This window comes from Pseudomonas sp. AC016 (assembly GCF_979253365.1).
Window position 1 is genome coordinate 5512318 of sequence record NZ_CEEDCC010000001.1, and the last position, 12449, is coordinate 5524766.

9 protein-coding genes are annotated in these 12449 nt (G+C 58.6%); 6 read left to right on the top strand and 3 right to left on the bottom strand.

Annotated features, from left to right (window positions below):
• Positions 1 to 319: 319 nt before the first annotated feature.
• Complete coding sequence (locus AC0IXS_RS24800) at positions 320 to 751, bottom strand: hypothetical protein (RefSeq protein ID WP_057411148.1); 432 nt, start codon at positions 749 to 751, stop codon at positions 320 to 322.
• Positions 752 to 1329: 578 nt separating this feature from the next.
• Between AC0IXS_RS24800 and AC0IXS_RS24805 the strand changes: the two genes are divergently transcribed.
• Together AC0IXS_RS24805 and AC0IXS_RS24810 are read left to right on the top strand one after the other, a co-directional pair.
• Complete coding sequence (locus tag AC0IXS_RS24805) at positions 1330 to 2259, top strand: chemotaxis protein CheV (RefSeq protein ID WP_004882618.1); 930 nt, start codon at positions 1330 to 1332, stop codon at positions 2257 to 2259.
• Between the two features lie 93 nt (positions 2260 to 2352).
• Entirely contained in the window at positions 2353 to 3162 is an 810-nt protein-coding gene (locus AC0IXS_RS24810; protein WP_137203276.1) for an MOSC domain-containing protein, read from the top strand.
• Positions 3163 to 3380: 218 nt separating this feature from the next.
• On the opposite strand, the gene AC0IXS_RS24815 is transcribed toward AC0IXS_RS24810, so the two are convergent.
• Positions 3381 to 5309, bottom strand: coding sequence for a transglycosylase SLT domain-containing protein (locus AC0IXS_RS24815; protein WP_137203317.1), 1929 nt, complete (start codon positions 5307 to 5309; stop codon positions 3381 to 3383).
• Positions 5310 to 5512: 203 nt separating this feature from the next.
• Here AC0IXS_RS24815 and AC0IXS_RS24820 point away from each other — a divergent pair, with 203 nt between their 5' ends.
• Positions 5513 to 7423 (top strand): ATP-binding cassette domain-containing protein, encoded by a 1911-nt coding sequence (locus tag AC0IXS_RS24820; protein WP_122689568.1) that lies wholly within the window; start codon positions 5513 to 5515, stop codon positions 7421 to 7423.
• 62 nt (positions 7424 to 7485) lie between these two features.
• Here the strand turns inward: AC0IXS_RS24820 and AC0IXS_RS24825 are convergent, their stop codons facing one another.
• Positions 7486 to 7926: a universal stress protein gene (locus tag AC0IXS_RS24825; protein WP_004883809.1), complete on the bottom strand. Its 441-nt coding sequence runs from the start codon at positions 7924 to 7926 to the stop codon at positions 7486 to 7488.
• Between the two features lie 125 nt (positions 7927 to 8051).
• Between AC0IXS_RS24825 and AC0IXS_RS24830 the strand changes: the two genes are divergently transcribed.
• The 3 genes from AC0IXS_RS24830 to fadA all read left to right on the top strand — a co-directional run bounded on the left by AC0IXS_RS24830 (position 8052) and on the right by fadA (position 12425).
• On the top strand, positions 8052 to 8489 hold the full coding sequence (locus tag AC0IXS_RS24830; protein WP_057408524.1) for a hypothetical protein: 438 nt from the start codon (positions 8052 to 8054) through the stop codon (positions 8487 to 8489).
• A gap of 590 nt (positions 8490 to 9079) precedes the next feature.
• Positions 9080 to 11227 carry a fatty acid oxidation complex subunit alpha FadB gene (gene fadB / locus AC0IXS_RS24835; protein WP_004883807.1) on the top strand — a complete coding sequence of 716 codons (2148 nt, stop codon included), beginning with the start codon at positions 9080 to 9082 and terminating at the stop codon, positions 11225 to 11227.
• A gap of 22 nt (positions 11228 to 11249) precedes the next feature.
• On the top strand, positions 11250 to 12425 hold the full coding sequence (gene fadA, locus AC0IXS_RS24840) for an acetyl-CoA C-acyltransferase FadA (protein ID WP_004883806.1): 1176 nt from the start codon (positions 11250 to 11252) through the stop codon (positions 12423 to 12425).
• The last annotated feature ends 24 nt before the right edge of the window (positions 12426 to 12449 follow it).

The following is a 12449-nucleotide window of genomic DNA, read 5'->3' on the forward strand; positions in this document are numbered from 1 at the left end:
TGTTTGAGTATATTCAAGGAAATTGAACTCGACACTTTTGATTCCGTTCCAGTCAAACCTGCAGTCATGTCCGCCGTCACGTCTGTGAACGGCACGTCATGGGTGTCGGACAATCTTACCTGAATGCGCGCGAGCCAAGTGTCTGGCTACGAAGTGCGCCGACGGAATGATCTGCCTTCAGGGTCAGTGAATTCACGGAATATTCGCGTATAAGTCTCAGTGTCGACCGGAGAGGATGTGAACGCTTGATCAAAGTGCCATGCCTTCTGCTAAGAGGGGATTATCTTTTCATTGAAAGAAGGGCGGCGTTTTGTCCTGCTTATTCGCGTGCAGCGTCCACAGCGTTGTCTGAGCAGGCCGAGAGAGCGGCAAGTCTGCCCAACAGTTCCTGCTGTTCTTCATTGTCCATGATCAGCTCTCCGGTATTGGGGTCGAGGAGCTCCAACTGCCATGAAATAAGGGTCAGGCAACGTTTGACCGTCGCCAGTGTTTCCTGTGACAGTCCGTTGGCCGCATCGGCATCATCAAGCAGGCAACGCAATCGCCGGGTAAAGTCCGCCACACATTGAACGGATGCGTCATCAGCCTTGTCGGTCAGCGCCAGCAGTGAGGCCAGCAGACAATTGATTGCGTCTTCATCGCCGCCGATCAGCTCAAGGTGTGACAGGCATTCTTCCGATTTATACAAAAGCGCCTGGGACTCGGCCAGAAACTGTTCATGTTTCTGCTGCCATTCGTTACTGCTCAGCATCCTGTATCTCCACACATCATGGACAGCGAACTTTCGCCCGCCGCGAATGGCTGACAGTTAATGTCGATTTCATCTGAATGTCTGTAGGGCGTTTCGGAATGTATCTCAGCGATGGCGTATTGATGTGCGTCAGAGGACGATAGGAATGGATCCAATCCTGTGGTCGGGACGCAAAACCGCGCTGCTTCGTCTGCAATGGTGACCCTTTCCAGCGAAACGTCGGTCCTGACGGGGCTGGTCGATTGCAAGGACTGGAACGCGAACACAAGCCTGACTCCCTTCGTGCAATGAGAATGGCGTCACAATAGTGGCAATGAGATAGTGATCATATCAGGCTTTCCCCGATAGACATTCAGGGCAACACCTAGGATCGAGCGTATCGACCCTGTTTATAGGGAGGTAGCGTCAGGCGCGAGTCTGTTGTCGTGCGGACACTTTTTGGAATGGGACATCAGTAAAGCATGATGGTAATGTGACATCAATGCTTGAAATTGGCCTTTCATCGCCATTAAGGTCCGGCTCGTTTCAGCCGATACACGTTAAGCAGACTCATCGTGACCAACGCTTCAGGAGCTAAAATGGCTGGCATTCTCGACACAGTAGATCAACGCACACAGCTGGTGGGCGAGAATCGCCTGGAAATTCTCATGTTCCGCCTAGCCGGTCGGCAGTTATTCGCGATCAACGTGTTCAAGGTTCAGGAAGTATTGCAGCTCCCCAAGCTCACCCTGATGCCGCAACGACATTCCTTCGTCTGCGGAGTGGTCAACCTTCGTGGTCAGACGCTGCCGGTGATTGATTTGTCCCAGGCCATCGGCATGCGGCCTCTGGTGCCGGGTCCCGGCAGCACCATTATCGTGACCGAATACAACCGCTCGGTTCAGGCGTTTCTGGTGGGCGGTGTGGATCGCATCGTCAACATGAACTGGGATGCGATCATGCCGCCGCCTGCCAGTGCAGGCCGTCAGCATTACCTGACCGCGATCAGCAAGGTCGATGATCAATTGGTGGAAATCATCGATGTCGAGAAAGTGCTCGCCGAGATCGTCCCTTACAACGCCAAGGTGTCCCGTGAGAAGCTTGAAGATCCGGTGCTCGAGGGCGCGCGCGGTCGCGAAGTACTGCTGGTGGATGACTCCAAGGTTGCCCTGGCGCAGTTGCGCGATACCCTGTCGCAGTTGGGCCTTAAGCTCCACGTTGCCAGTGACGGGCTCAAGGCGCTGAACATGCTCAAGGGCTGGGCTGACGCCGGTGAGGACGTGCACAAGAAACTGCTGATGGTGTTCACCGACGCCGAAATGCCGGAAATGGATGGTTACCGTCTGACCACCGAGATTCGCAACGATCCGCGTCTGCGCGCGCTTTACATCGTGTTGCACACCTCGCTGTCTGGCAGCTTCAACGAATCGATGGTCAAGAAAGTCGGCTGCGACAACTTCCTCTCCAAGTTCCAGCCCGACAAGCTGGTGGAAGTGGTGCGTGAGCGCCTGATGATGCTGACTCACTGATTCACCGCCTTACCCGGACTGCCTGTAAGGTTCCTGTTCGTATAAGCTTTGCCGTTCACGTCAAAGCTTTTCGAGCCACCCAAGGAACCGTTCATGCTACGTCTGCGCGCGCTCTATCGTTTTCCTCTCAAATCCTGCAAGGCGGAAATCCTGCAACGGGCGTCGTTCGACGGTCTGGGGCTGGCGGGTGACCGACGCTGGATGCTGGTTGACGAGGGCACGGGGCGTTTTCTGACCCAACGCGCGGTGTCGCACATGTCACAGCTGTCGGTGCTGTGGAATGCCGACGGAGGGGTGACACTCGATGCACCTGGCTTTGCGCCGCTTGATGTCGCCGTTCCGATCGATGAGCAGGAAAACCTGCGCGGCGTGACTGTCTGGCGCGACTCGCTGCAGGTGCCTGACGCGGGCGAAGAGGCGGCCGACTGGGTCAGTCGCTTCATCGGCAAGCCGACGCGCATGGTTTACATGCCGGTCGAACGTGCCCGCTGGCTCCCCGGCGGCTACGGGTCGGTCGATAATCGTGTCAACTTCGCCGACGGTTTTCCGCTCCTGCTGATCGGTCAGGGCTCGCTCGACGATCTGTCTGCCAGGCTGGGCAGGGAGGTGGAGATGCTGCGCTTCAGGCCCAATCTGGTGATTGAAGGCGCAGAAGCCTTCGCCGAAGACAACTGGAAACGTATCCGCATCGGCGACATGCAATTCGAACTGCTCAAGCCCTGTGCTCGCTGCATCCTTACCACGATCGACCCGGCTTCCGGCGAGCGCAGTCCTGACCGCGAACCCTTCGCGACCTTGAAGACCTATCGTGAAGTTGAAGGCAATGTGATGTTCGGGCAGAACATGGTCAGCGTTGGGCCGGGCGAGCTTGAGGTGGGTATGGAGGTGGAGGTGTTGGAGTGAAAGGGTGACTTGAGCCTTGCGTCCGCCTCACCGAATCCGCAATCTGTGCCATTTGTGACGCGGAGCGTCACGGGATGCATGCCCACGCGGAGCGATGGGCACGATCAGAGTAGGCTTGAAACATGCGCTCGTTCCCACGGTTACGCATTCAGTCATACACTTTCGCGGGCACGATCAGTGTCGAGGCAGGTATCTCATCCTACGATGAGCGCCCCACCTCACAAATCATCAAAGAACCGTTCATGCCAGTCCACCAGCGGCTGCGGCGAATTGAGTTTCTGGCCGTAGATCACCGAATACGACAGCACGTTCTGCACGTACTGACGGGTTTCGTCGAACGGGATGCTTTCGACCCAGACATCGAAGGCAAGGTGATTGGCGCCCTTGAGCCACTGGCGTACGCGGCCTGGACCGGCGTTGTAGGCTGCAGAGGCAAGCACACGGTTGCCGTTGAACTGGCTGTGCACCGAACTCAGGTAGGCGGCACCGAGTTGAATGTTGGTGTCCGGGTCGAGCACCTGCTGGGGTGAGGCCAGCGGGATGCTGTACTTGCGAGCGGTTTCCTTGGCGGTGGCGGGCATCAGCTGCATCAGACCGCTGGCACCGACGCCTGAACGCGCGTCATCCATGAAGGCGCTTTCCTGACGGGTAATTGCAAACACCCAGCTGGAATGCAGGCCGCGGATCCTGGCTTCGCGAACCAGCGTGTCGCGGTGTGCCATCGGGAAGCGGATATCCAGATCGTCCCAGTACTGCGCCTGGCTGATGGTGCGAATCGCCGGGAAATACCACTTCAGGTCGTAGGCCAGCTTGGCCTGGGCAACCATTTCATCGCGATTGAAATGGCGGCTGACGTGGTACCACTCGCGTCGACCATCGACGATTTCGCCACGGTCATGAAACTCCAGCGCGCGACGGACGCCCGGCGTGTTGCGAACCTTGTTGATCAGCGCCTGGCTGAGGACCAGCGGTTTGTTGTTGAGCTGGTAAGGGCTTTGGGTGCGGTCGGCGGCCAGGAAGCCATAGAAGTCGCGCTCCTTGGCCACGTCCTTGTACAGCGCGGGAATCAGCGGGCTGTTGGGCTGGGCCAGTTCGAGCGCACGTGCTTCCCAGTAACGCCAGCGGTTGGTGCTGGCCAGATCCTTGGGCAGACGGCGCGCCAGCTCATAGGCATCTTCCCAGCGGCCCAGACGCAGCAGCAGGCGCATGCGCCATTCGGTCACCGTGTTATCGCGCAGGTCCGGGTCATATTTGGTCATGACCTCAAGGGCACGGTCATCGTAGCGGCGCGCGAGGGTCAGGCCGATTTCCTTGGCGATTTCCACCTGCTCTTCGCGTGAGAAGTGCATGGTGATGGCGTAGCTGTCCAGCATCGCCAGGGCTTTCTGCGGGTCCTGACGTGCCAGTCGACGCAGGCCGAGGCCTACGACGTCAGACATGGCTTCATCCACCGGCAGGAACTGTCCCGGGTTATTGATCATCTCCGGCTTCTGGGCCACCGCAACCAGCAGTTTGCCCTGCGGGGCCAGCGAGTTGAGGCTGTTGACCAGCGTATTGGCCAGGGTGTAGTTGCGGCCCTGTGCTGCCAGCTTGGCGCGCTGCCAGCGTTTCTGCTCGGTCAACTGACCTGCCGCAGCCCATTGCGCGAAGAACGCGTCGCAGGCAGCCGGCAGGGTCTTGCCGGTCATCCACAGCTTCTCGGCACTGGCGTAGCCTTCGGCGCGCTTGTTGTTGTTCAACTGGTACTGGCCATAAAGGCAGTCCAGCTCGACGAAATTCATCTTCGGATCGTAATACTTGACGAACGGCTGCCAGTCGCCTCGCTCGGCCAGCCAGCGCAGCCAGCGCAACTTCATCCAGTTGGCCTGTGGCAGATCACCGTGCTCGGCGAGAAACTTCTCGATCTCGGCGTTGCTGGCAGTCTTCAGGCGCGCCGTCAACTCGTCGTATTCCAGATACGGTTCAAGCGGATAGTCGGCGAGCACGGCGCTGTACATCTGGTAGGGGCCCAGGTCGCCCTTGGCCAGAGCCCGCTTGGCCTCGTCGTAATATTTGCGTTGTTGGGTAAGGTCTGCCGCGTGAGCAGTCTGGACGGCAGTGGCGGAGAGGAGCAGGCACGATAGAAAGCTGAACAAACGACTGCGCATGAGACTTCCGAGCAGATGAGTCGTGAAAAGTGTCGCTAGCTTAGCCTTTTGCCAGCTCATCGTGAAAGCACTGCCGACGAGCTTGACTCATGAAGAAATAATTAGCGGGTATAAGGAAGGCACGTGACGACCGCCTGCGCGACGAATCCCGACATCCACCGGCTATCTCAGGTAGAATGCGCGCCCGGTTTTTGGAGAAGCTCATGACCCTGCTCAAATTCAGCGATGTGTCCCTTGCTTTCGGCGCCATGCCGTTATTGGACAAGGTGTCCTGGCAGATCGCCCGTGGTGAGCGGGTGTGCATCATTGGTCGCAACGGCACTGGCAAATCCAGCATGTTGAAGCTGGTCAAAGGCGTTCAGAAGCCCGACGAAGGCGCTGTGTGGCGTGCGCCCGGCCTCAAGATCGGCGAGTTGCCCCAGGAATTGCCGGTAGCCGACGGACGGACAGTGTTCGACGTCGTAGCCGAAGGTCTGGACGGCGTCGGCGCCTTGCTCGCCGAATACCACCATCTGGCCCAGAACTGCGTGACCGAGGAAGACCTCAACAAGCTCATGCATGTGCAGCAGGACCTCGAGGCCCGTGATGGCTGGCGTCTGCAGCAACTGGTCGAAAGCACCCTCAGCCGTCTGCAGTTGCCTGCCGACAAAACCCTCGCCGAGCTGTCCGGCGGCTGGCGCCGTCGTGTCCTGCTGGCTCAGGCGCTGGTGTCCGAACCCGATCTGCTGCTGCTCGACGAGCCGACCAACCACCTGGATATCGGCGCAATCGCCTGGCTTGAAGAAGCCCTCAAGGATTTCCAGGGCGCCGTGCTGTTCATCACGCACGACCGGGCATTCCTGCAGAATCTGGCGACCCGTATCCTGGAACTGGATCGCGGCGGCCTGATCGACTGGAACGGCGACTACGCCAGCTTCCTGATCCACAAGGAAGCGGCGCTGGCGGCCGAAGAAACCGCCAACGCGCTGTTCGACAAGCGTCTGGCCCAGGAAGAAGTCTGGATTCGTCAGGGCATCAAGGCCCGTCGTACCCGTAACGAAGGCCGTGTACGCGCGCTGAAAGAGTTGCGTGTCGAACGCAGTGAGCGTCGCGAGCGCACCGGCAAGGCCAACATTCAGCTCGACACTGCCGAGAAATCCGGCAAGCAGGTGATGGTGCTGGACAATGTCAGCTTCGCGCACCCGGGTGGCCCGATGCTGATCAAGGACTTTTCCATGGTCCTGCAGCGCGAAGACCGTATCGGTCTGCTGGGTGCCAACGGTACCGGCAAGACCACGCTGCTCAAGCTGATGCTCGACAACCTGCAGCCGACCGGCGGCAAGGTTGAAGTCGGTACGCGTCTGGACGTTGCTTACTTCGACCAGTTGCGCCACCAGCTCGATCTGGAAAAGACCGTGATCGACAACGTCGCAGAAGGTCGCGATTTCATCGATATCGATGGTCAGAGTCGTCATGTACTGAGCTATCTGGGCGACTTCCTGTTCAGCCCTCAGCGCGCCCGTACGCCGGTGAAAGCGCTGTCGGGTGGCGAACGTGCCCGTCTGTTGCTGGCCAAGCTGTTCAGCAAGCCGGCCAACCTGCTGGTCCTCGACGAACCGACCAACGACCTGGACGTGGAAACCCTGGAACTGCTCGAAGAAGTGCTGTTGACCTTCAAGGGCACGGTACTGATGGTCAGCCACGACCGGGCATTCCTCGACAACGTCGTCACCAGCACGCTGGTATTCGAAGGTGAAGGGAAGGTTCGCGAATACGTGGGCGGCTATCAGGACTGGCTGCGTCAGGGCGGCTCTCCGCGCCTGCTGGGCGTGGCGGATACCAAGTCGGGCAAGGCCGAGCTGGCCAGTGCCGTTGTCCAGGCTGCCCCGGTAGCCGCTCAGGAAATGCCGGTCGCCAAGAAAAAACTCAGCTACAAGCACCAGCGTGAGCTGGAAGCCTTGCCGGGTCAGATCGACGAAGTTGAGGGCAGGATGGCTGCGCTGACGGCTGAAATGGCTGCGCCGGGCTTCTACCAGCAGCCAGCCGAGCAGACCACCGCGGCATTGGCGCAGATGGAAAGCCTGCAAGGCGAGCTGGATGCCTTGCTGGAGCGCTGGGCCGAGCTGGACGAGTGATCCTCTGACGTTAAAAGCAGAAAGCCCGGATCATGTCCGGGCTTTTCGCTTTCATGCCGAGGTTATTCGGACTTCTTGAGACGTACCGCCAGCACATCGCACGGTGCGCCGTGCAGCACGTCATTGGCGGTTGAACCGAGCAGTAGCGCGAGGCCGTGACGGCCATGGCTGCCTATAACGATCAGGTCGCAGTCCTGCTTGCTGGCGAGTTGGTGAATTTCCTGGCGCGGCTGTCCATACACCAGATGGCTTTCGCCGGCTCTCAGGTCAGGATGAGTGATCTTCAGCTTTTCCAGTTTTTCCTTGGCCTGATCGAACTGCTGTTGTTGCAGCTGAGACAGGTCCATCGGAACGTCGCCCCCGAAGGCCATCGCCATCGGTTCGACGATATGCACCGTGGACAGCTTCGCATTGCTCTCTTTTGCCAGCTCCAGTGCACGCTTGAGCACCGCACTGCATTCGTCGGTTAGGTCAATGGCAACCAGAATATGTTGATACGACATGAGGGTGTCCTCCGAGAGGGTTGCGATAGGGTGAGTATGGCTCTTTCGTTCGCATCTGGGCAGACCCCGTGCAAGCCACTGTTTTCAAATTGTTGTTTAGCCTGAATCGGGCGGGGGCAAGAAATATGACGGTCTGGATAGTCCTGTCAATCATTTGTGTGATGTTGAGCCCACTTGTGTGGTTGCGTCCGTCGCGGCATCAGAGCGGCAGAATGGCACTGCGCATGGAAGCACGGCGTATCGGCATGGCCATGCAGCTTGCGCCCCAGGAGTGGCCTCACTGGCTCCCCAGGCAGCCGCCCAGCCCCTGCGCGCAGTACCATCGGCCACGCAGAAGCTCGAAGCCCGATGTCTGGACCTATTGGCAGACGGAGCCGGGAATCTGGGTCAACCGCTGGCGCGAGCCCTGCGAGGACGTCGCATTGCTGACGCACTTCAGCACGCTGCCGGCTGATGTCTTCAAGGTCGAGGCGGATTCGCAAATGATTGCGGTGTATTGGGCCGAGCGGGGAGAGGCAGATGTGTTGCAGCGTATTAATGCCGTGCTCAAGGCGCTGGCCTGAATACCCACCGAATCGCAGGCAATAAAAAGCCCGATAACAACATCGGGCCGGGGTTGGCCAGGCAGGCCGATAATTCCTGGTATGCCGGCACCCAGTAGCTGAATGCCGGTTATCACCGCTGCGCACCCGTGATCGCAATCATCGCGGGCCTCTTGTGGCGCAGTGCGCTGACTCTAGACCTTCTGCTCCCTTTTGTCGCGTTTTTCTCGACGCATCTCTCAAATGAGCCTCAACGGTGCAGAATCTGCGGGCTTTGAGCTGATCTTCGCATTATCACTTTGTTGAATGGTGGCAAATCAAACATCGGTTTGCTGGTCAGGAATCGCTTGTGCCTTTTCCAATCCGCCGTTTTTATGGGTGTTTTGGCGAATTGACAATTATCCGGTTTTGCCTGATGGTGTGCGTACCCAAATCAAACGGGCGTATGAAATGAGCGTTTGGTCGTCAGACGGCTCTGACAGAATCCTGGCTACCTCGTCGCAGCGGATGTACGTGTGATTTGGCGTGTTCATCGACGGCGACGTCGTAGTCCCGCTGAACGTTAAGGTTCGGCGGGTATTGTTCAGCTTCCATATTGTGGAGATCAGTTGATGATTTACGAAGGTAAAGCCATCACGGTTAAGGCTCTTGAAAGTGGCATCGTCGAATTGAATTTCGACCTCAAGGGTGAGTCCGTCAACAAGTTCAACCGTCTCACCCTCAACGAACTGCGTCAGGCAGTGGATGCTGTCAAGGCTGACGCGTCGGTCAAAGGTGTGATCGTCACCAGCGGCAAAGACGCATTCATTGTCGGCGCTGACATCACCGAGTTTGTCGACAACTTCAAGTTGCCCGAAGCCGAGCTGGTCGCCGGCAACCTCGAAGCCAACCGGATCTTCAGTGATTTCGAAGACCTTGGCGTGCCGACAGTCGTTGCTATCAACGGCATCGCGCTGGGCGGCGGTCTGGAGATGTGCCTGGCGGCCGATTACCGCGTCATGTCGAGCACTGCGAAGATCGGCCTGCCGGAAGTCAAGCTGGGTCTGTACCCGGGTTTCGGCGGCACGGTTCGTCTGCCACGCATCATCGGTGCCGACAACGCCATCGAATGGATTGCGTCGGGCAAGGAAAACGCCGCCGAAGACGCTCTCAAGGTCGGCGCTGTGGATGCAGTCGTTGCACCTGAAAAACTTCAGGCTGCGGCGCTGGACCTGATCAAGCGCGCCATTTCCGGCGAGTTCGATTTCAAGGCCAAGCGTCAACCCAAGCTGGACAAGCTCAAGCTCAACGCCATCGAGCAGATGATGGCATTCGAAACCGCCAAGGGTTTTGTCGCAGGTCAGGCCGGCCCCAACTATCCGGCACCGGTCGAAGCGATCAAGACCATCCAGAAAGCCGCGAACTTCGGTCGTGACAAGGCGCTGGAGATCGAAGCTGCGGGTTTCGTGAAAATGGCCAAGACCTCTGCTGCGCAGAGTCTGATCGGCCTGTTCCTGAACGATCAGGAACTGAAAAAGAAAGCCAAGGGTTACGACGAAATCGCAAAAGACGTGAAGCAGGCGGCCGTACTGGGCGCTGGCATCATGGGTGGCGGCATCGCGTACCAATCGGCCGTCAAAGGGACGCCGATCCTGATGAAGGACATTCGTGAAGAGGCCATTCAACTGGGTCTGAACGAAGCGTCGAAACTGCTGGGTAACCGCGTCGACAAGGGCCGTCTGACGGCTGCGAAGATGGCTGAAGCGCTCAATGCGATTCGTCCTACGCTGTCCTACGGTGACTTTGGCAACGTCGATCTGGTTGTTGAAGCCGTGGTCGAGAACCCCAAGGTCAAACAGGCCGTTCTGGCTGAAGTCGAAGCGCAGGTGGGTGAAAACACCATTCTGGCGTCGAACACCTCTACGATTTCCATCAGCCTGCTGGCGAAGGCGCTCAAGCGCCCGGAAAACTTCGTGGGCATGCACTTCTTCAATCCGGTGCACATGATGCCGCTGGTTGAAGTGATCCGTGGTGAGAAGTCCAGCGAAGAAGCGGTTGCCACTACCGTCGCTTACGCCAAGAAGATGGGCAAGAACCCGATTGTGGTCAACGACTGCCCGGGCTTCTTGGTCAACCGTGTGCTGTTCCCGTATTTCGGCGGTTTCGCCAAGCTGGTCAGCGCTGGCGTCGACTTCGTGCGCATCGACAAGGTCATGGAAAAATTCGGCTGGCCGATGGGCCCTGCCTACCTGATGGACGTGGTCGGCATCGACACCGGCCACCACGGTCGTGACGTCATGGCCGAAGGCTTCCCGGACCGCATGAAGGACGACCGTCGTTCTGCCGTCGATGTGCTGTACGAAGCCAATCGCCTCGGTCAGAAGAACGGCAAGGGCTTCTACGCCTACGAGATGGACAAGAAAGGCAAGCCGAAGAAGGTCAACGACCCGGCAGTGCTGGACGTGCTCAAGCCGATCGTTTTCGAGCAGCGTGAAGTCACCGATGAAGACATCATCAACTGGATGATGATCCCGCTGTGCATGGAAACCGTGCGCTGCCTGGAAGACGGTATCGTTGAAACCGCCGCCGAAGCCGACATGGGCCTGATCTACGGTATTGGTTTCCCTCCATTCCGTGGCGGTGCGCTGCGTTACATCGACTCGATCGGTGTTGCCGAATTCGTTGCCCTCGCTGACCAATATGCCGAGCTGGGTGCCTTGTATCAACCGACCGCGAAGCTGCGTGAGATGGCCCGCAACGGCCAGAGCTTCTTCGGTTAAGCGCCTTCTGAGGAATGAACGTATGAGCTTGAATCCAAGAGACGTCGTGATTGTCGACTTCGGTCGCACCCCGATGGGCCGCTCCAAGGGCGGCATGCACCGCAATACCCGTGCGGAAGACATGTCTGCGCACCTGATCAGCAAGCTGCTGGAGCGTAACGACAAGATCGACCCGGCGGAAGTCGAGGACGTGATCTGGGGCTGCGTCAACCAGACCCTGGAGCAGGGCTGGAACATCGCGCGCATGGCGTCGCTGCTGACCCAGATCCCGCACACCTCTGCCGCCCAGACCGTGAGCCGCCTGTGCGGTTCGTCCATGAGCGCGCTGCACACCGCTGCGCAGGCGATCATGACGGGTAATGGCGATGTCTTTGTCATTGGCGGCGTGGAGCACATGGGCCACGTCAGCATGATGCACGGCGTCGATCCCAACCCGCACATGTCACTGTATGCCGCCAAGGCGTCGGGCATGATGGGCCTGACCGCAGAAATGCTCGGCAAGATGCACGGCATTACCCGCGAGCAACAGGATGCCTTCGGCCTGCGCTCCCACCAGCTCGCCCACAAGGCGACGCTGGAGGGCAAGTTCAAGGACGAGATCATCCCGATGCAGGGTTATGACGAGAACGGCTTCCTCAAGGTCTTCGACTACGATGAAACCATTCGTCCGGACACCACCCTGGAAAGTCTGGCGGCGCTCAAGCCGGCATTCAATCCGAAAGGTGGCACCGTGACAGCGGGCACGTCTTCGCAGATCACAGATGGTGCGTCATGCATGATCGTGATGTCGGCGCAGCGTGCCAAGGACCTCGGTATTCAGCCAATGGCGGTGATCCGCTCGATGGCCGTTGCCGGTGTGGACCCTGCAATCATGGGCTATGGCCCGGTACCTGCGACCCAGAAAGCACTCAAGCGTGCAGGCCTGGGCATCGCCGATATCGACTTCTTCGAGCTCAACGAAGCGTTCGCTGCACAGGCTCTGCCCGTGCTGAAAGATTTGAAAGTGCTCGACAAGATGAACGAGAAGGTTAACCTGCATGGCGGCGCCATCGCTCTGGGCCATCCATTTGGATGTTCCGGTGCGCGCATCTCCGGCACCTTGCTCAATGTCATGAAGCAGAATGGCGGCAACCTCGGGGTTTCCACCATGTGTATCGGACTGGGGCAGGGTATCGCGACCGTTTTCGAACGCGTCTGATCTGCCTGACGTGATGCAAGCCGG

Excerpts from the sequence above, each read along its gene's own strand:
- AC0IXS_RS24830 (WP_057408524.1), top strand. The coding sequence starts at position 8,052 with ATGACGGTCTGGATAGTCCTGTCAATCATTTGTGTGATGTTGAGCCCA.
- AC0IXS_RS24810 (WP_137203276.1), top strand. The coding sequence starts at position 2,353 with ATGCTACGTCTGCGCGCGCTCTATCGTTTTCCTCTCAAATCCTGCAAG.
- AC0IXS_RS24820 (WP_122689568.1), top strand. The coding sequence starts at position 5,513 with ATGACCCTGCTCAAATTCAGCGATGTGTCCCTTGCTTTCGGCGCCATG.
- AC0IXS_RS24825 (WP_004883809.1), bottom strand. The coding sequence starts at position 7,926 with ATGTCGTATCAACATATTCTGGTTGCCATTGACCTAACCGACGAATGC.
- AC0IXS_RS24815 (WP_137203317.1), bottom strand. The coding sequence starts at position 5,309 with ATGCGCAGTCGTTTGTTCAGCTTTCTATCGTGCCTGCTCCTCTCCGCC.
- fadA (WP_004883806.1), top strand. The coding sequence starts at position 11,250 with ATGAGCTTGAATCCAAGAGACGTCGTGATTGTCGACTTCGGTCGCACC.
- fadB (WP_004883807.1), top strand. The coding sequence starts at position 9,080 with ATGATTTACGAAGGTAAAGCCATCACGGTTAAGGCTCTTGAAAGTGGC.
- AC0IXS_RS24805 (WP_004882618.1), top strand. The coding sequence starts at position 1,330 with ATGGCTGGCATTCTCGACACAGTAGATCAACGCACACAGCTGGTGGGC.
- AC0IXS_RS24800 (WP_057411148.1), bottom strand. The coding sequence starts at position 751 with ATGCTGAGCAGTAACGAATGGCAGCAGAAACATGAACAGTTTCTGGCC.